Below are 16,832 nucleotides of genomic sequence, written 5' to 3' on the forward strand. Positions count from 1 at the left end.
GGAAAAACGGTGTTTCGCTCTGGCTATACCTCTATAGACAGCGGGGCACTGCAGGTGCCCACGGTTTTTTCATGTTTTTTTCATGCGACCCGTTCATCCGGGTGCTACGCGGGCCTCACCACAGCACCATCGCCCCGCCGGGCAAGCGCTGCACGCGCAGTCCAGCCTGCGCGGCCACCGCATCGATGGCCGTCTCCGGTTGCTGCAGGTGGAACAGGCCACTGACCCGTACGCTTGCGCCCTGCCCGCCCAGTACCCAGACCGGGGCACGGCGGTAGCGCGCCAGACCGGCGATGGCCTGCGCGGCCGGCTGATCGTCGATCACCACCTCGCCACGCCGCCACGGCGCCATGGTCTCGCGATCTTCCAGCTGCACCGGCTGCAGCCAGCGACCGTCACGGAACACGCGTGACTGCCCCGCATGCAGGCGCTGTACGCTGCCATCGCCCGGACACACGTCGACCACACCCTCGCTGACCTGGGTGGTGACCGTGGTATCCAGCATCGACACACTGAAGGCGGTACCGATGTCACGGACCAGGCCGCCCGCCGCCTCGACCTGGAACGGGCGCGCCTCGTGTGCCACCTCGAACCAGGCCTGGCCGCGCAGCAAGCGCAGGTGGCGCTGCTGGCCGTCGAACTCAATCGCCAGTGCGGTGCCAGCGTCAAGTACGGCGGTGCTGCCGTCGTCCAACTGCACCACGCGTGGCGCATCGCTGCTGCGCAGGTCACTGCGTGCCAGCAGCAGCGCGTGCGGCGCAGCGGCAACCATCAGCACCACTGCGGCTGCACTGGCCAGCAGCCAAGGCAGGCGGCGACGCGGTGCGATCGGTCGCAATCCCTGGCGGTCGGCGGTCAGTTCAGGCAGCGCCGCCAGCACGTCGGGCCCGGCAGCATCCAACCCCTGCCAGAAGGCCTGCTGCTGGCGCCAGGCCAGCGCATGACGCGGATCGGCCTGCAGCCAGCGCTGCAGGGTTCGTTGCTGGCGTTCCGGCAGCGGGCCTGCACTGCACCGGATCACCCAGCGCAACGCCTGCCTGGCCTGACGCGGCGAGGGTTCGGACGTGGTCATGGTTGTGGCCTGCCGCACCGCGAACGGGTGCGCTTTCCTGTTGTGACAATGGCGGGCGCGATCTGCCCACGGCAATCGCCGGTCATCGGCGCGTTCCCTGTTGATGCTGCTGGATCAGCAGCGCCGCGCGCAGCACGTGCTTGCCGACCAGGCTCTTGGAAATACCCAGCCGTGTGGCGATCTCGCGCTCGCTCAGGCCCAGGTAGCGGTTGAGCACGAAGCACTCGCGGACCTGCGCTGGCAGCGCGAGGATGGTCTGGGTGATCTCGCGCAGCTGTGCCTGGTCCAGTGCCTGCGCCTCGCCGTCGTGGCCCGCCTCGGCCATGTCGGTGGCGTACTCGGCCATCGCGCGCCGCTCGCGGGCGTCGGCCTGGCTGCGGTTGAGCGCATGGTGATAGGCCATCCGGTACAGATAGCCGCGCGGCTCCAGGATCGGTGGATCACCGGGCACGCTGCTGGCCTTCAGGTACAGGTTCTGCAGGGTGTCCTCGGTACTGGCCGGGTCGAGATAGCGCGCGATGAAGCGAAACAACGCACGGCGCTCGCGGATCAGCAGCTCGACCAGCGCCAGGGCATTGGGAGACATAGGTGCCAAGGCCGGACCGGGGAATGATGGGCGTGATGGCGACGGTCCGGACATGGATTGTGGGCTGCGCGGCCGCAGGCGGCAAGCGAAAGCCCGTCGCGCGGCACCAGGATCATCCACGCATGGCGTGGATCTACCAGGCGGCGCCGGATCCAGTAGATCCACGCCATGCGTGGATGCGGAGCCTACGGTTCGTCCAACGCCTCGAAACGCTCGGCGAGGTAATCGATCAGCGCGCGTACCGCCGGCAGCAGCCCACGCCGCGACGGGAACACCGCATGCACGATGCCGTGTTTCGGCACCCACTCGGGGAGTACCGGCAGCAGCGCCCCGCTCTCCAGCTCATCGGTGATCATCATCCGCGGCAGCATCAACAGCCCGACCCCGGCCACCGCGGCTGCGCGCAACGCGATCATGTCATCGCTGACCAGGCGCGGGCGGTGATGCACGCTGGCCTGGACCTCGCCAGGCCCACTGTATTCCCACACATGCTGCTGACTGGGCGAGGCCAGATCGACAGTCGGCATCATCGCCAGGTCGGCCGGCACCTGCGGCGTGCCCAGCCGCTGCAGCAGCGCCGGGCTGGCACTGGTGCACCACACCCGGCGCGCCAGCACGCGTACCACAAGGTCACTGTCCTCCAGCGGCGGCGGCCGTACCCGGATCGCCACATCCACGCCCTCGCCCACCACGTCCACGCGGCGGTTGGTGGCGTCCAGCTGCACCGTCACCTGCGGGTGCAGGGCCAGGAAGTCGGCCAGCATCGGGCCGATGCGCGCGTGCAGGATCGCGATCGGGCACGCAAGGCGGATGGTGCCGCGCGGCTCGGCGCGCGACATCGCAATCGCTTCTTCGGCTGCTTCGGCTTCGACCAGCATCGCCTTGCAGTGGCGGTAGTAGTCCTGGCCGACCTCGGTGACCGAGAAACGCCGCGTCGAGCGCTGGATCAGGCGCACGCCCAGACGTTCCTCCAGCAGCGCGATGCGCCGGCTCAGTTTCGACTTCGGCATGGCCAGCGCCCGGCCGGCCTGCGAGAAGCCGCCGTGCTCGACCACCATGGCGAAGTAGAACAGGTCGTTGAGGTCGCAACGGCGGATATCAGCGATGAACACGGGGCGATCTCCTGTGGCGCAAGGCGCGCACCCATTGTTCACCAGATAGGACTATGACGGCAAATATTGGCGTCTACCGGCCCAATTGTCGCGGCGATATCGTCTCCTGCAACGAAGAACAGCGGCCGGCAGCCCCGGCCAGGAGATCGCCATGAAGCGTGTCACCGGTACCTACAGCGCCCCCCGCCCGCACTGGGTGGGCGACGGATTCCCCGCCCGCTCGATGTTTTCCTACAACACCCACGGCCAGCACCTGAGCCCGTTCCTGCTGCTGGACTATGCCGGCCCGTACAGCTTCGCGCCCAGTGATACCCCGCGTGGTGTCGGCCAGCATCCGCACCGCGGTTTCGAGACGGTCACCATCGTCTATGAGGGCGAGGTCGCCCACCGCGATTCGACCGGGGCCGGCGGCACCATCGGCCCGGGTGACGTGCAGTGGATGACGGCTGCCTCCGGCATCCTCCACGAGGAATTCCACACGCCGGAATTCAGCAAGCGCGGCGGCACGCTGGACATGGTCCAGCTGTGGGTCAACCTGCCGGCGCGGGACAAGATGGGCGCACCGGGCTACCAGACCCTGCTTGACGCAGAGATCCCCTCGGTGGATCTGCCTGAGGGCGCCGGCCGCGTGCGTGTCATCGCGGGCCGCTTCGACGGCCACGCCGGTCCGGCCCGTACCCACACGCCGATGGATGTCTGGGACATCCGCCTGCAGCAGGGCCACCACGCCGAACTGCCGGTGGCCGATGGCCGCACGCTGGCGCTGGTGGTGTTGAAGGGCCAGGTCCGGATCAACGGCGGCCAGCCGGTCGGCGAGGCGCAGTTGGTCACCTTCGATCGCAGCGGCGAGGACGTGTTCGTCGACGCCGACAGCGACGCCACTGTGCTGCTGCTCAGCGGCGAGCCGATCGACGAGCCGGTGGTGGGCTATGGCCCGTTCGTGATGAACAGCCAGGCCGAGATCACACAGGCGGTCAACGACTTCAACAGCGGCCGTTTCGGCCAGATCGCGCACTGAGCGCTTCCGCGCGGCGGGTGATGACCCGCCGCGCCAACGGGCCATCGCCCACCTTCCCCAGGAGACTGACCATGAGTACCCCCGCCAACTTCAACGGTGCCCGCCCGGTGATCGATCCGGACAACGCCGCGATGCTGCTGATCGACCACCAGAGCGGCCTGTTCCAGACCATCGGTGACATGCCATTCACCAGCGTGCGCGCCCACGCCACTGCGCTGGCGAAGATGGCCACGCTGGCAAAGATGCCGGTGATCACCACCGCCTCGGTCCCGCAGGGCCCGAACGGCCCGCTGATCCCGGAGATCCACGACGCGGCCCCGCATGCTCAGTACGTGGCGCGCAAGGGTGAGATCAACGCTTGGGACAACCCGGAATTCGTTGCTGCAGTGAAGGCCACCGGCCGCAAGCAGCTGATCATCGCCGGCACCATCACCAGCGTGTGCATGGCCTTCCCGTCGATCGCCGCCGTGGCCGATGGCTACCAGGTGTTCGCGGTGATCGATGCCTCGGGTACCTATTCGAAGATGGCCGAAGAGATCACCCTGGCCCGCGTGGTGCAGGCCGGCGTGGTACCGATGGACACCGCTGCGGTGGCCTCGGAGATCCAGCGCACCTGGAACCGCGACGATGCCCAGCAGTGGGCCGAGGTCTACACGAAGATCTTCCCGAACTACCAGCTGCTGATCGAGAGCTACCTGAAGGCGCAGGACGTGCAGAAGAACCAGGAGCAGCTGGATTCGCAGCGCAGCTGAGCTGCCCCCGGGTGCCGGCCCGCTGTCGGCACTCCTTTCAACCGGAGACCCATCATGTCCAGTGAACCGATCCGAGACCCGGCCAGCGATCATCTGCTGACGCCGCAGAATTCCACCTTCATCATCATCGACTACCAGCCGGTGCAGGTGAACTCCATCGCCTCGATGGACCGCCAGCTGCTGGTCAACAACATCGTCGGCACCGCCAGGGCAGCTGTGGCTTACGGTCTGCCGATCGTGCATTCGACGGTCAACGTCAAGACCGGCCTGAACAAGCCGCCGATTCCGCAGCTGCGCAAGGTGCTGGGCGACTACCCCACCTACGACCGCACCACCATCAATTCCTGGGAAGACGTCGAGTTCCGCAAGGCGGTGGAGGCCACCGGCCGCCGCAAGCTGATCATGACCGCACTGTGGACCGAAGCCTGCCTGACTTTCCCGGCCCTGGATGCGTTGAAGGAAGGCTATGAGGTGTACGTGGTGGTCGATGCCGTTGGCGGTACCTCGCTGGCGGCGCATGACGCAGCACTACGCCGCATCGAACAGGCCGGGGGCCAGTTGATCAGCGTGCCGCAGCTGTTCTGCGAGCTGCAGCGCGACTGGGCCCGCTCGGAAACGGTGCCGGCTTTCATGAATCTCTTCATTGAAACCGGTGGTACGGCAGGCATCCAGTTCTCGTACGATCGTACCGAGTGATTTCGTGGCGGCGCTGGCCTTGGCTGGCGCCGCCTTTTGGAGCAGTCGAGCACGGCTCGACTTTACAGTGGGTTGGTCGAGCGTGGCTCGACGCTAGAGACAGATGGAGAATGTGATGGCCTACGCGCGCATTGTTTCGGCCGGCGACAACTACCTGCACCACATCAGCAATGGAAGCTTTGATGTAGACGCGGACGAGCCCGCCTCGCTGGGCGGTCAGGGCAAGGGCTTCGCGCCCTTCGATCTGTACCTGGCCTCGCTGGCCGCCTGCACCGCCATCACCCTGCGCATGTATGCGCAACGCAAGGGCTGGGAGCTGGGCGAGTTCCATGCCGAGCTGCGCTCGGAACGCGACGAAGATGGACGCTTCCACGTGCACCGCGTGCTGCATGCCAGCGCCGAGCTGAGCGATGCGCAGTGGCAGCGGTTGCTGGAGGTGGTGGAAAGGACCCCGGTGACGCTGGTGATGCGCGAAGGTGCGCGCATCACCAGTGAGCGCGGCTGAAGGAGGTCTGGCCCACCTGCGGCGGATCTTGGCCGGTTCCTCGCTTGCTCCGGCCTCGCCCCTGTTCCAAGCTGCGCGTCCGCGTTCGGATGCAGTGAGCGCGCAGCAACAGGAGGACCGCACGCGATGTTACGTGCCCATGCTTTGGATCTGGATTTCAACGGCCGCGCCCTGCTGGCCGACGTCAACCTGCACCTGCCCTCAGGTGCCCGCATCGCCCTGATCGGCGACAACGGCAGTGGCAAGAGCTGCCTGCTGCAGATGTTGGCCGGTACTCTGGTGCCCAGTGGCGGGACCATCATCCGGCGCGATGGCGCACGCATCGCCTACGTGCCGCAGCACGTGCTGGATGACTCCGCTCGCAGCGGCGGCGAGCAGATGCGCCATGCGCTCGCCCGCGCGCTCGATGCCGCCCCCGATGTACTGCTGCTCGATGAACCCAGCAATCACCTGGACCGCAGTGCACGCCGCTCGCTGATCGCGCGCCTGCGCCAGTTCCACGGCGCACTGTTGGTGGCCACCCACGATGAAGCCCTGATCGATGCGCTCTGTAATGAGCTCTGGCACATACGTGGCGGGCGCGTGAGCCACTTCGGCGGCCGCTACCGCGACTATCAGGCGGACCTGCAGCAGCGACGCGAGGCCAGCGACCGGCAGCTGCGCCAGCTGGATCAGGAGCGCGGCCAGGCCCATGAGGCGTTGATGCGCGAACAGCAGCGCGCTGCCAGCTCGCGGGAACGCGGTGTGCGCAAGGTGGAACAGCGCAAGTGGGGCGGCGTGCGTTCAGCCACCAAGCTCGGCCGTGGCAATACCACCGCCGGCAGCAAGCAACTGCTGATCCGTGAGCAGCAGGAAGACATCGTGGCTCGTCGCAATGACCTGCAGCGCGAGACCATCATCGAGCCTGCCTTCGCGTTGCCGGCCGGCTGGCGACGTGAGGGAGTGGTGGTGCAGCTGACCGACGCCAGCGTGGCGCATGCCACGGAAACGGTGCTGGGTGGACTGCATCTGCGCCTGGATGTCGGCGATCGCCTGGCGATCACCGGTGACAACGGCAGCGGCAAGTCCACGCTGGCACGCGCGCTGTGCGGCGACCCAAGCATCCGCCGTGATGGTGACTGGTTGCTGCCGCCAGCTGATCAGATCGCCCTGCTCGACCAGCACTACCGGGACCTGCCGATGCAGGCCACGCCTCTCCAGGCGCTGTCTGCCCAGATGCCGGACTGGAGCCAGACCCAGTGCCGGCTGCACCTGGCCGACTTCCTGTTCCGCGGCGATGCCACGGCGCAGACGCCCGTGTCCGCATTGTCCGGTGGCGAACGGGCGCGGCTTTCATTGGCATTGATGGCGGCCAAGCCCCCAGCGCTGCTGGTTCTGGACGAACCAACCAACAACCTGGACATGACGCTGCGGATGCACCTGCTGCAGGTGCTGCGGGTGTTCCCGGGCACTTTGGTGGTGGTGTCGCATGACGACGCGTTTCTGCAGGCGCTGGAGCCGGGACAGGTGCTGGCGTTGTAGCTGCCGCCGGGTGTGGCCTATCCACATACGGCGTGGATCTACTGTAGAGCCGAAGGCAACGGCAGGGGCTGTTGCCAACGTCGCGTGCAACCGCCCGAAAAGCCGAGCATGGGCCCGGCTCTACGGAAGGCTCAGCGCCGTGAATGCAGCACGGTACGCTGGCGCATGGCGTTGAATTCCTGCTCCACCTGCTGGATGTCCTCGGCCTGGAAGCCGGCCGCATCCAGCAGCTGGTCGGCGGCAGCCGCCGCCAGCGGATCATCGTCACGCTGGCGCCAGCAGCGCGCCGGCAGGAAATAGCCCACTTCGCTGCGCCCGCGCATGATCACCACCGGCCGGCCCGCATACAGCAGGAACTCGGCCAGGTGCTGGCGCAGGCCCTCCACTGAAACATAGGCCGGTCCAACACCCAGCATCTGGCTGGACGGTTCGGGACTCTCGAACAGCTTGCGACGGCTCATCCACTCCTCCTTTTGAACAACGCGTGGTCTCCTTTCCTTAGACGGGCGCATCGCTGCGCCCCCGCCACGCACTACGTGATCCGCATCACGCCCGCCACTCAGAACCCGGTGTTGAACTCCAGCTGGAACACGTCGATCGACAGCGGCGCGCCGGACACTTCCTTGGCCGCCATCCACTTGCCGCTGATCCAGCTGCGTGCATCCAGCGCGTAGGCGCCGCCCACGTAGTAGCCGCGGGCGTTGGTGCCGCCCAGGTGGAAGTTCGGATCGTTGTAGGCATCGGGCAGTGCGTCGGCCTCGATGTGCTTGTAGCCCAGCAGCGCCTGCCACTGGCCCTTCTCCTTCAGCTCGGTGGCACCGAAGGTGGCCTGCACCATCCATGCGGTGTCGCCACTGCGGAAGGTATCGATGCCGACAGTATCGCCGGCGCCGTAGTTGTTGACGATGCCGTTCTGGGCACGACTGAACATGGCCTGCTTGTCGTAGGCCAGGTTGCGGATGTAGTCGCCATCCAGGCGCAGACCGATGCCCTGCGCCAGCTGCGTGTCCCAGCGCAGGTTCAGCGTGGCCAGGCGGAACGCCGAGGCCAGGCCGACATACTGCGGGGTCGGCGTACCGGCCGGATCCACCGGATTGCGCGCGATGTTGCGGATCAGCATCAGGGTATTTCCCTTCTGCATGAACGCCGGGCGCGACCAGTCGGTGTCGCAGCCCACCGCACCCGAGTACAGCGAGCACGTTGAGGACAGGCGACCGCTGATGTTCTTGAAGTCGTAGTAGCCCAGCGCAGCACGCAGCGCGTTGTCATCGTTGAAGCGCCAGTTCACGCCCACCTGGGCACCGGACAGCCACTTGTTCTCGTTCGGAGTCTTGACCTTGCTCTGGCTCGGCGAGCTGTCGGAGGTGTACTCCAGCGGTACCACCGCGAGGTTGCCGAACAGGTCGAGGTCGCCACCATCGAAGTCATACTTCAGGTTCGCGGCCAGGCCATCGAAGTTGAGATCGTTGGAGAACAGCGTGTCGCTGGTCCAGAACGGATTGCCGAAGCGGCCGCCACGCACCGTCACCCAGTCCGCCGGGCTGTAGGCCAGCCAGGCCTGGTCCAGCCACACGTCCTTCTTGCTCAGGCCGCCGCCTAGCTGCTCGGTGGTCGACACCGGGCCATTGCTGCTGCCGCTGGCCAGGCGCACGCCGGCCGTGGTGTGCTGGCCAATGGTTGCCTCGATGCCCAGGCGGGCACGGATGCGCCACAGGTTACGGCGGTCCTGGCGGGTGTTCAGCAGCGGCGGCAACTGCAGGTTGGTATTGGTGTTGGTGTCGAAGCCGTTGCCGGAGTTGATCGACGACCAGTTGCTCACGATGTCGCTGTTGCGCTCGGAGTAGAAGCGCGACTCGCTGCGCACACGCATGTCACCGGTGACCTTGATGCGCTTGGTCCACTCGGCCACTTCGTTGGGTGCCGCCCAGCCTTCCGACTTCGCCTGCGCCATCACGTCCTGGCGCACTTCGTCGCGGATACCGTCGCGCACGCTCTGCGGTACGTACGGCACGCGCACGTCACCGGCCTCCAGGGCCACGCCACCGCTCGCCGCGGTGCTGCCCGTGGCTGCAGTGCGCTGTGCGGCCGCCGCTTCGGCTTCGGCCTGTACCAGCAGTGCCTGGCCGTCTTCGGGTTTCAGTGCACCGCTGGCGATCAGGCCCTTGATCAGCTTGACCATGGTGGTTTCGGCCGCCATCGCACCGGCCGGGGCGGCCAGGCTGAGCAGCACGGCGCAGCACAGCAGCGCCCGTCGGGCCGGCCGCGGGCGGCGGGAGTCGGTTCGTGCGCGGACGTGGTCGTTCATCACGGTTCTCATCGAAAGAAGGGAAATCACGGAAGTCGGAGTCAGGCCCCGGGCCGGCGGCCCTGGATCAGGACGCGGGCAGGGAAATCGAGTGACGGCGGCGGTGCCTGGTCAACCTTGCCGATGCGACGCAGGGCATCGAGCACGGCCGCGTCGGCCTCCTCGTTGCCACTGCCGCGTACCAGTTCGACCTTTTCCAAGCGGCCGTCGTTGGCCAGCCACACATTCACCTGCAGCTGGAACGCCAGGCGCTTGACCTTGTCGTCGCGCGAGATCGCCTGCTGCATCAGGTAGCCCAGGTAGCGGCCGTAGGTAGCGTTGCCGGCGCCACCACGGCCAACGCCGGACGAACCGCCACCACTGCCGGACTGGATACCGAAGTTGTCACCACCGGCCTGCGCGTCGGCATTCATCGTCACCGGATCGCTGTTATCCGGCGTCGGCGTCGGCTCTTCGGCCGGCGTCGGCTGATCCAGCGGCTCCGGTTCGGGCATCGTCTCTTCCGGCGGTGTCTCCGGCTCCGGTGGTTTTTCCGGGGGCGGCGGGGGCGGCGGCGGAGGGGGTGGCAGCGCCAGCATCGGCGGCTGCACCACCGGCCGACGGGTGCTGGCGGTGTCCTTGAACAACAGCCACCACACCGCGATGCCGAGCACCAGCAACGCGGCCAGCACCAGTGCCACGGTCACCAGCAACTGGCGACCGCGCATGCCGGGCTCCGGTCGAGGGGGTTGATGGGCCGTCATGCCTCAACCCTGCGCCTTGCCGGTGACCAGGCCGACCTGGGCCAGCTCCAGGCGCCGCAGCAGGTCCAGCACCTCGACCACGCGGGCGTACTGCACCTGCGCATCACCGCGCACGATCACCGGGAAATCCGGCGTGGTCGCGCGTTCGGTACGCAGCCGGTCTTCCAGCTCGGCCATCGTCACCGGGTAGGCATCCAGGAACACCTGGCCACTGGGGTCGATGGTGATCGCCTTGGTCTTCGGCTTTTCCAGGGCCACGCTGTTGCTGGCCTTCGGCAGATTGACCTCGATGCCGGGGATGGAGGCGTTGCTGGTCAGGATGAAGATCACCAGCACCACCAGCAGCACGTCGACGAAGGGCGTTACGTTGATGCCCTTCTCGCGCTTCTTGATGCCGAACTTCGCCTTCTGGCCCATGGCGCGCCCCTCAGCCCTGGACCGCGGCCGGGCCGCGCCCGTCCTGCTCTTCGGCCAGGCGCGCGGCGAACTCGTCGATGAACACCGCCATATCCGCGCCGATCGCTTCGGCACGCGCACCCAGGTAGTTGTAGCCGAACAGTGCCGGGATGGCGACGCCGAGGCCGGCAGCGGTACACAGCAGCGCCGCGGCCATGCCGGGCGCCACCGAGTTGATGTCCACTGCGCCGGCCATCGCCGCCACCACGAACACCAGCATGATGCCGATCACGGTGCCGAACAGGCCCACGTAGGGCGCGCCTTCGATGGTGGTCGACAGCCAGTTCATGCGCCGCGCCATCGCCTCCTGCTCGCGCACCATCACCGCATCCATCGAGGCACGGATCGCGGCGATGGTGGCGCCACTCAGGTAGCCACTGTTGCCGTCGCGCTGGTGGCGCTGCTGCATTTCATCGATGGCCACCTGGTAGATGCGCCACAACGAGCCATCGTGCATCGCAGTCGGTGCCTTGCCCTGGCGATCCATGTCCGACAGGGTGCGCAGCGGCACGCCGGACAGCTTGCCGAAACTCTCGGTGAACACCGCATTGGCCTTGCTGGTCCGGCCGAAGTGGCGGCTCTTGGCGATCATGATCGCCCACGACAGCAGCATCATCAGGCCAAGGATGGCGACCACCACCCAGGCATCGAACGGCATCGCCTTGAGGATGAAGGCGAAGTGGCTCTGGCCGGCCGACTGCTCGTCGGCACCGTAGCTGATCAGGCGTGAATCGGCGCCCTGCGCGGTGGCGTCGGCCAGCAGCAGCGCCGCCGGGCGTGCCACCCGCGAGACGCGCAGCTCATCCAGCGCTCCTTCGAAGTTGGCCAGCGGCTGCGCCGCACCCGGGGCATCGGCGCCCACCACCGGCGCGGTACCCAGCGCCGGCAGCTCGCCGCTCAGCTGGGCCACTACACGGCCGTTGAGGTACAGCTGCAGCGCACCCTTCTCCGCGGTCAGTGCCACGTGCGCCCACTGCCCTTCCGGAATCGGCTGTGCCGGCGTGCTGCGCTGGCCATTGAGTTGCACGAACGGCACCCGGTTCTCGATACCGACCACCAGCTCGGAGGCGCCATCGCGACGGGCATAGATTGCTTGCGCCGCATTGTTGCTGCCCGGCTTGATCCAGGCCGAGAGGGTCAACGGCGCCCCCGCTTCCTGTGCCAGCGAGGCGCTGGCCGGCAACGGCAGCGGGCCTGCGCCCAGCTGCACGCCACGGCCGATCACCGAACCTTCGGACGGCGGCACCACAGCACCGGCATTGTTGCCGTAGGCGGTGGTGTCGCGTGCCGGCGCATTGGCTTCGGCGAAGTGGTAGACCAGCGTGTAGTCCGGGTCGAACACCTGCTGGCCGTTGCCGCTGGCCGGTGCCTTCTCATTGCCGTAGTACATCCAGATCGTCTGCGGCGCGGCAGCGCTGACTGCCGGCACGTCCACCCAGACCAGGGCCAGGCCCAGCTTGGGATCGAACTGCTCGATCTGATGGGCCAGCACGGTGCGGCCATCGCCCGACACGAAGCGCAGGTCGTTGCCCGCGTCCTGGGTACCGTCGAAACCGAAGTTGCCGGTATGCAGGCGCAGCAGCAGCGGCGTGCGGCCCGGGTCACCGGCCAGGCCCGCGCCCTGCGGGCCGGCGTCGACGGTGATCGGCTTGCGGTACTTCCATTCGGCCTGCCACCAATTGGCATCGGCCGCAGCAGCAGGCAGCGCAAGCAGCGCGGCCAGCAGCAACAACACTCGGGAAAGCAAACGGTCCATGCGAAGGGTCTCCGGAGAACGCATGTTCAAGGGAAGGGTCAGTAACTGGTGCTGATGTTGAAATGCAGGCGTGGGTCGTCCTTGCGCGTGACCGGGCCATCGGCATAGGGCCAGGCGTAGTCCAGGCGCAGCTGCAGGTGCTCACCCAGGCGCAGCTGCGCGCCCAGGCCGACCGAGGCCAGGTTGTACTTGTCACGCTGCTCGGGCAGCGGCTGGCGCAGGCGCAGGTAGGCGGCGTCGGCAAAGCTGTAGACGCGCAGATCCGTGCCGCTCCACAGCGACCACGCCGGGGTACGCCATTCCAGGCTGGCCAGGCCGCCGTAGTCGCCGATCGCCTCGGCCGACAGATAGCCGCGCACGGTGTACATGCCACCGGCGGCGAACTGCTCGGCCGACACCAGCGGTGCGTCGGTCACCTGCAGCGAGCCGCGCGCGTACCACTGCCAATCGCTGCCGAAGGTGTGGGTGTTGGCCACATCGGCCTTGAACGCGATGAAACTGGGGTCCGCCCAGTAGCGCTTCTGCCCGAATCCGATGGCATCGCTGCCATAGCCGAACAGGCGGCGGGTACCGGCCACCAGCTGGGTATTGATGCTCAACTGATCCTGCTCGCCCTGGCGCACACCGACAAACGCCAGGGTGATCGGCGCGTACTTCAGCGGCGTCTTCAGGCTCTCCTTGCCCATCTGCGTGTCTTCCTCGGTGTCCTTGAAGTCCACGCCGAGGCTGAGCTGGCGCCACCACTGGCTGCTGCCGGCCAGTCGATAGTTGAGCTTGAGACCGATCGAATGGCCGTTGCCGATTACATTGGTTCCGGTGCCGGTACCCACCTGCCCACCCGCGTTCAGCACGCGGCTGTCGGACTTGTAGCCGGACGCTTCCAGGCTCCACGGCGTGCCCTCGAACGGCATCATGTACGAGGCCGAGAACACCTTGGCCTGCTTGGTATCTTCCGGCGCCAGGTACACGCCGATGTTGGCGCTGTGCCCGCGCTTCCACAGGTTGTCGTAGGCCAGCGATGCACTCAGGCGCAGCTTCTCGGTGTCGGCGCTGTGGTCGTTGTTGAGCGCCGCGCTGGCACGCCACGGCGACTTCTCCTCGACCTGCAGGTCCACATCCATCGTGCCCGGCACCTGGCCCTCGCGCACCAGCGGCATCACCTGCCGACGTCCACCTTCATTCAGCGCGGTCAGTTCCTTCTGCGCCTGGTCGAAGTCCGGCACCTTGCCCTCGGCAAGTGCCGGCACGCGTTCGCGGATGCGTTCGGGCGATTCGTGCTTCGTGCCTACGACCCGCAGCTGCCCAATCGGCGTCTGCTGCACCTTCAGCAGCACCACGCCACCACTGACCTGCTGCTCGGGCAGCTCGACGTAGACCGACTGGTAGCCTGCCTGCTGGTACAGCGCATTGACGGCATCGCGCGCCTTCTCGACATCGGCCAGGGTCTTGCCCGGGCCGAGGAACGGCTCCACCGCACGTTCGATCTGGCGCGGATCGAGCACGGTGTTGCCGCGCACGATGTATTCATTGATGTTCACGCTGGGCGCAGGCGCCGCGTCCTGCGCGAACAATGGCAGCGGCATCGCGGCCAGAGCCAGCACCAGCGGATGCAGGCGCAGCGGAAGGCGGACGGCTCGGCACGGAACAGGAGTCATCGAAGGCATCGCGTCGTATCGAAGGGAGTGGCCAGGGAGCGGCGCGTGGGTCTATCAACAGGACGTGTACGTCGCGTCAAAACCGCCAACAGTTTTGTGACAGTGCTGTCATCTTTTGACAGCGCCGGAACAGTTGCAGGCGGACACTGTCTTCGCCATACGTCTTCATTGCTGAGCGTCGGTTTTCGCAGGAGATTCAAGATGAGTGAGTCGTTGAAGGCGGGCCTTCGCCCTGCCCTCGCCCTTGCCTTGTTGCTGGCGTTGCCATCGGCCTGGGCCGGAGAGGCGAAGAAGCAGGACGATGCCGCACCCTGCATCGAAGTACAGGTCAACGGCGAGCGCATCCCCGCCTGGGAGTGCCTGCAACGCAAACTGGCCCCGGCGCCGAAATCGGCGAAGTCACCGGCGCTGCCTGAAGCCGAACGCCTGATGCGGCAGCCGGGCAACCAGCTGATGCAGTACAACCTGGAAGGCACACGACAGCGCATGGGCGATGCCTTTGGTCGTTCGGTGGAACCGCAGCGTCCGGCGCGTTGAGCCTGCGCAGCTGTAGAGCCGGGCCCGCGCTCGGCAGGATTTTGTGGAGTCGAGCCATGCTCGACTGTTCTTCCAGACGCAGCCGAGCGTGGGCTCGGCTCTACAGGGAGCTGGCGGGCACGATGCCATCGCTTGGCACCGGTGGCAGCGCGGGCACCGGCAGGCTGCGCGATTGCCCGGCCTGGTTCAGTTCCACAGCGCTGGCGCTGATGCTGGCCAGTACCGTGCAGGGTCCGAGTCGTTGGCCGGGCGCATACGCTTCCGCTGGGCGTCCATCTACCGAGAGCAGGGCCAATGGCGCATGGTCACCCGCCATCACGCCCAGCACGACCACCTCGGCCTGCACCGCGCCGGGAGACAGCAGCCGCACCAGTGGCAGGCTGGCCACTGCATCGAACATCGGCCGTACCGGCGCCTCGGCATGCGCTTCGCTCGCGGCCGCCGCTGGCGCCACCGCAGACAGGGTGACGCTCCAATAGGCCACCACGGCCAGCAGCAGCGTCGCCGCCAGCAGGGTCAACATCCGATTCCGATCCCAGCGCCTGCCGTCCATGTTCCACATCATCGCCACGTTCGTGTCCGCCTACGCTAGCAGGTGCGGCTGACGCTTTTGTTTCATCATGCGGGCCTACGCTGGCACGCATCGGCAAGGGACAGGAGGCAATGTCGATGCGACGCATCCCGCGTGGTTTCACCCTGCTGGAACTGATGGTGGTGCTGGTGATCATCGGCATCTGCACGGCAGGCATCGGCCTGGGCCTGGGCAGTCTGCTCGACCCCGCGCGCCAGCTGCGGCAGGAAGGCGAACGACTGGCGCAGCGCCTGCAGGTGGCGCGCGACGAGGCCCGCATCGATGGCCGCCCCCTGCGCTGGCAGGCCGACGCCGCCGGCTATCGTTTCAGCCGCCTCGAAGGCAGCCGCTGGGTCACCGTCGAACGCGATGATCTGCTGCGTCCACAGAAGTGGCAGGCTGCAGGCATCGCGGTGCAGCCCACCAACGCCATCGAGCTGAGCCCGGAGTGGATCGGTACCGCCTGGGAGCTTGGACTGTCGCTGGACGGCCGCGCACTGCGTCTTCGTGATGATGGCAGCGGACAATTGCAGGTCGTGCAGTGAAGCAGACGGCGCGCGGATTCACCCTGATCGAGGTGTTGATCGCGCTGGCGATCGTATCGATTGCACTGGCTGCGGTGATGCGCTCGGTGGCAGTAGCGACCGACGATCAGTCACGGCTGCGCGACCGTCGCCTGGCGCTGTTGTGTGCGCAGGACCGCTGGCAGGAGCTGCGCCTCGCCGGGCAGCCGCCGCAGGATGCCCGGCAGCGCTGTGTGCAGGGACGCGGCAGCTTCCTGGTCCTGCAGCATCTGGGCACCGGCAGCGACGGGCAGCCGCAACTGGAATTGACCGTGGTGGCCGAAGATGCACCGCGACAGTCGCTGGCGCGGATGCAGCTGCCGTGGACGGCGGCGCAATGAAGCGTACCGCAGCAGGTTTCACCCTGATCGAGGTGATGATCGCGATCACCATCATGGGCGTGCTGGCGCTGATCTGCTGGCGTGCGCTGGACAGCGTGGCCAGCAGCGACCAGCGCCTGCGCCAGGCCGATGCAGAGACCACGACGGCGCTGCGCGTGCTGCAGCAGTTCCAGCGGGATATCGAGATGCGCGCAGACGATGCGCTGATGAATGGCGCGGTGCGCCCGGCAGATCGTCCGCAGCGATTGGTGCCCCCGTCGCTGGTGAGCGAGCGGCACCCGGATGGCAGCTTCGCGCTGGAGATCACCCGCAGTGTCGGCAGTGATGGGCTGCACTGGCAGCGGGTGCGCTGGTGGCGGCAGGGCAGCACGCTGTGGCGGGCCAGTGGTGCGGCTACGGACCGGTATCCCCTGCCCGCACCGGATCCGTCGAAGGGCATTGCGGTGGCGCGCGATGTGCAGCGGTTCGAGGTGCGGGCGTGGCAGCCTGGAACGGGATGGGCCGTGTTGCCGAGCGAGGGCGAGGTATTGCCGGCCACCGGACTTGAACTGCGGTTGGGACTGCGCGATGGGCGTGGGCCGTTGAGTTACCGGCGGGTGCTGGAGCTTTAGGATTGGTTCGTGGCAATGCATCCACCTATGGC

The 16,832-nt window shown here is 67.1% G+C and carries 19 protein-coding genes; 9 read left to right on the plus strand and 10 right to left on the minus strand.

What is annotated here, in order from left to right; all coding sequences use genetic code 11:
- Positions 1-115 precede the first annotated feature (115 nt).
- The 3 genes from SriyCCGPB3_RS11885 to SriyCCGPB3_RS11895 all read right to left on the minus strand — a co-directional run bounded on the left by SriyCCGPB3_RS11885 (position 116) and on the right by SriyCCGPB3_RS11895 (position 2,770).
- Positions 116-1,072, minus strand: a complete 957-nt coding sequence (locus SriyCCGPB3_RS11885) for a FecR family protein (RefSeq protein ID WP_350259285.1) — start codon at positions 1,070-1,072, stop codon at positions 116-118.
- 82 nt (positions 1,073-1,154) lie between these two features.
- Positions 1,155-1,658, minus strand: coding sequence for an RNA polymerase sigma factor (locus SriyCCGPB3_RS11890; protein ID WP_350259286.1), 504 nt, complete (start codon positions 1,656-1,658; stop codon positions 1,155-1,157).
- 185 nt (positions 1,659-1,843) lie between these two features.
- Positions 1,844-2,770 carry a LysR family transcriptional regulator gene (locus SriyCCGPB3_RS11895; protein ID WP_006370410.1) on the minus strand — a complete coding sequence of 309 codons (927 nt, stop codon included), beginning with the start codon at positions 2,768-2,770 and terminating at the stop codon, positions 1,844-1,846.
- Positions 2,771-2,921: 151 nt separating this feature from the next.
- Here SriyCCGPB3_RS11895 and SriyCCGPB3_RS11900 point away from each other — a divergent pair, with 151 nt between their 5' ends.
- The 5 genes from SriyCCGPB3_RS11900 to SriyCCGPB3_RS11920 all read left to right on the plus strand — a co-directional run bounded on the left by SriyCCGPB3_RS11900 (position 2,922) and on the right by SriyCCGPB3_RS11920 (position 7,262).
- Positions 2,922-3,788: a pirin family protein gene (locus SriyCCGPB3_RS11900; protein WP_350259287.1), complete on the plus strand. Its 867-nt coding sequence runs from the start codon at positions 2,922-2,924 to the stop codon at positions 3,786-3,788.
- 71 nt (positions 3,789-3,859) lie between these two features.
- Positions 3,860-4,540 carry a hydrolase gene (locus SriyCCGPB3_RS11905; RefSeq protein WP_164161901.1) on the plus strand — a complete coding sequence of 227 codons (681 nt, stop codon included), beginning with the start codon at positions 3,860-3,862 and terminating at the stop codon, positions 4,538-4,540.
- 54 nt (positions 4,541-4,594) lie between these two features.
- Complete coding sequence (locus SriyCCGPB3_RS11910; protein WP_350259288.1) at positions 4,595-5,236, plus strand: hydrolase; 642 nt, start codon at positions 4,595-4,597, stop codon at positions 5,234-5,236.
- Between the two features lie 115 nt (positions 5,237-5,351).
- Positions 5,352-5,741, plus strand: a complete 390-nt coding sequence (locus SriyCCGPB3_RS11915; protein WP_350259289.1) for an OsmC family protein — start codon at positions 5,352-5,354, stop codon at positions 5,739-5,741.
- 126 nt (positions 5,742-5,867) lie between these two features.
- Positions 5,868-7,262, plus strand: a complete 1,395-nt coding sequence (locus SriyCCGPB3_RS11920; RefSeq protein WP_350259290.1) for an ABC-F family ATP-binding cassette domain-containing protein — start codon at positions 5,868-5,870, stop codon at positions 7,260-7,262.
- 131 nt (positions 7,263-7,393) lie between these two features.
- Here the strand turns inward: SriyCCGPB3_RS11920 and SriyCCGPB3_RS11925 are convergent, their stop codons facing one another.
- The 6 genes from SriyCCGPB3_RS11925 to SriyCCGPB3_RS11950 all read right to left on the minus strand — a co-directional run bounded on the left by SriyCCGPB3_RS11925 (position 7,394) and on the right by SriyCCGPB3_RS11950 (position 14,177).
- Positions 7,394-7,723 (minus strand): hypothetical protein, encoded by a 330-nt coding sequence (locus SriyCCGPB3_RS11925; RefSeq protein ID WP_005409871.1) that lies wholly within the window; start codon positions 7,721-7,723, stop codon positions 7,394-7,396.
- A 98-nt stretch (positions 7,724-7,821) separates the two neighbouring features.
- Positions 7,822-9,567 (minus strand): putative porin, encoded by a 1,746-nt coding sequence (locus SriyCCGPB3_RS11930; protein ID WP_012511241.1) that lies wholly within the window; start codon positions 9,565-9,567, stop codon positions 7,822-7,824.
- Between the two features lie 41 nt (positions 9,568-9,608).
- Complete coding sequence (locus SriyCCGPB3_RS11935) at positions 9,609-10,274, minus strand: cell envelope integrity protein TolA (RefSeq protein ID WP_049399763.1); 666 nt, start codon at positions 10,272-10,274, stop codon at positions 9,609-9,611.
- Positions 10,275-10,313: 39 nt separating this feature from the next.
- A complete protein-coding gene (locus tag SriyCCGPB3_RS11940; RefSeq protein WP_005409874.1) occupies positions 10,314-10,727 on the minus strand; it encodes an ExbD/TolR family protein in 414 nt (137 codons plus the stop codon).
- Positions 10,728-10,737: 10 nt separating this feature from the next.
- Entirely contained in the window at positions 10,738-12,522 is a 1,785-nt protein-coding gene (locus tag SriyCCGPB3_RS11945) for a DUF2341 domain-containing protein (protein ID WP_350259291.1), read from the minus strand.
- Positions 12,523-12,560: 38 nt separating this feature from the next.
- Positions 12,561-14,177, minus strand: coding sequence for a ShlB/FhaC/HecB family hemolysin secretion/activation protein (locus SriyCCGPB3_RS11950; RefSeq protein WP_049399765.1), 1,617 nt, complete (start codon positions 14,175-14,177; stop codon positions 12,561-12,563).
- 201 nt (positions 14,178-14,378) lie between these two features.
- Between SriyCCGPB3_RS11950 and SriyCCGPB3_RS11955 the strand changes: the two genes are divergently transcribed.
- Entirely contained in the window at positions 14,379-14,714 is a 336-nt protein-coding gene (locus SriyCCGPB3_RS11955) for a hypothetical protein (RefSeq protein ID WP_049399766.1), read from the plus strand.
- 100 nt (positions 14,715-14,814) lie between these two features.
- On the opposite strand, the gene SriyCCGPB3_RS11960 is transcribed toward SriyCCGPB3_RS11955, so the two are convergent.
- Positions 14,815-15,279, minus strand: coding sequence for a hypothetical protein (locus SriyCCGPB3_RS11960; RefSeq protein WP_350259292.1), 465 nt, complete (start codon positions 15,277-15,279; stop codon positions 14,815-14,817).
- A 104-nt stretch (positions 15,280-15,383) separates the two neighbouring features.
- Here SriyCCGPB3_RS11960 and gspH point away from each other — a divergent pair, with 104 nt between their 5' ends.
- The 3 genes from gspH to SriyCCGPB3_RS11975 are packed head-to-tail and all read left to right on the plus strand — an operon-like array spanning position 15,384 to position 16,800.
- The gene (gspH, locus tag SriyCCGPB3_RS11965) at positions 15,384-15,830 is read left to right on the plus strand and encodes a type II secretion system minor pseudopilin GspH (RefSeq protein ID WP_049462512.1); all 447 of its coding nucleotides are present in this window, start codon (positions 15,384-15,386) and stop codon (positions 15,828-15,830) included.
- Positions 15,827-16,189: a type II secretion system minor pseudopilin GspI gene (gene gspI, locus SriyCCGPB3_RS11970; RefSeq protein ID WP_032128115.1), complete on the plus strand. Its 363-nt coding sequence runs from the start codon at positions 15,827-15,829 to the stop codon at positions 16,187-16,189. The genes gspH and gspI overlap by 4 nt, the downstream gene beginning before the upstream one ends.
- On the plus strand, positions 16,186-16,800 hold the full coding sequence (locus SriyCCGPB3_RS11975; protein ID WP_350259293.1) for a prepilin-type N-terminal cleavage/methylation domain-containing protein: 615 nt from the start codon (positions 16,186-16,188) through the stop codon (positions 16,798-16,800). The genes gspI and SriyCCGPB3_RS11975 overlap by 4 nt, the downstream gene beginning before the upstream one ends.
- Positions 16,801-16,832 lie beyond the last annotated feature (32 nt).

Origin of the sequence: Stenotrophomonas riyadhensis, assembly GCF_040256885.1 — a bacterium.
Classification (GTDB): Bacteria; Pseudomonadota; Gammaproteobacteria; order Xanthomonadales; family Xanthomonadaceae; genus Stenotrophomonas; species Stenotrophomonas riyadhensis.

Coding starts and splice junctions, on each gene's coding strand:
- gspH (WP_049462512.1), top strand. CDS start 15,384: ATGCGACGCATCCCGCGTGGTTTCACCCTGCTGGAACTGATGGTGGTG.
- SriyCCGPB3_RS11915 (WP_350259289.1), top strand. CDS start 5,352: ATGGCCTACGCGCGCATTGTTTCGGCCGGCGACAACTACCTGCACCAC.
- SriyCCGPB3_RS11960 (WP_350259292.1), bottom strand. CDS start 15,279: ATGATGTGGAACATGGACGGCAGGCGCTGGGATCGGAATCGGATGTTG.
- SriyCCGPB3_RS11945 (WP_350259291.1), bottom strand. CDS start 12,522: ATGGACCGTTTGCTTTCCCGAGTGTTGTTGCTGCTGGCCGCGCTGCTT.
- SriyCCGPB3_RS11930 (WP_012511241.1), bottom strand. CDS start 9,567: ATGAACGACCACGTCCGCGCACGAACCGACTCCCGCCGCCCGCGGCCG.
- SriyCCGPB3_RS11955 (WP_049399766.1), top strand. CDS start 14,379: ATGAGTGAGTCGTTGAAGGCGGGCCTTCGCCCTGCCCTCGCCCTTGCC.
- SriyCCGPB3_RS11950 (WP_049399765.1), bottom strand. CDS start 14,177: ATGACTCCTGTTCCGTGCCGAGCCGTCCGCCTTCCGCTGCGCCTGCAT.
- SriyCCGPB3_RS11940 (WP_005409874.1), bottom strand. CDS start 10,727: ATGGGCCAGAAGGCGAAGTTCGGCATCAAGAAGCGCGAGAAGGGCATC.
- SriyCCGPB3_RS11905 (WP_164161901.1), top strand. CDS start 3,860: ATGAGTACCCCCGCCAACTTCAACGGTGCCCGCCCGGTGATCGATCCG.
- SriyCCGPB3_RS11890 (WP_350259286.1), bottom strand. CDS start 1,658: ATGTCTCCCAATGCCCTGGCGCTGGTCGAGCTGCTGATCCGCGAGCGC.
- SriyCCGPB3_RS11920 (WP_350259290.1), top strand. CDS start 5,868: ATGTTACGTGCCCATGCTTTGGATCTGGATTTCAACGGCCGCGCCCTG.
- SriyCCGPB3_RS11935 (WP_049399763.1), bottom strand. CDS start 10,274: ATGCGCGGTCGCCAGTTGCTGGTGACCGTGGCACTGGTGCTGGCCGCG.
- SriyCCGPB3_RS11900 (WP_350259287.1), top strand. CDS start 2,922: ATGAAGCGTGTCACCGGTACCTACAGCGCCCCCCGCCCGCACTGGGTG.
- SriyCCGPB3_RS11910 (WP_350259288.1), top strand. CDS start 4,595: ATGTCCAGTGAACCGATCCGAGACCCGGCCAGCGATCATCTGCTGACG.
- SriyCCGPB3_RS11975 (WP_350259293.1), top strand. CDS start 16,186: ATGAAGCGTACCGCAGCAGGTTTCACCCTGATCGAGGTGATGATCGCG.
- SriyCCGPB3_RS11885 (WP_350259285.1), bottom strand. CDS start 1,072: ATGACCACGTCCGAACCCTCGCCGCGTCAGGCCAGGCAGGCGTTGCGC.
- SriyCCGPB3_RS11925 (WP_005409871.1), bottom strand. CDS start 7,723: ATGAGCCGTCGCAAGCTGTTCGAGAGTCCCGAACCGTCCAGCCAGATG.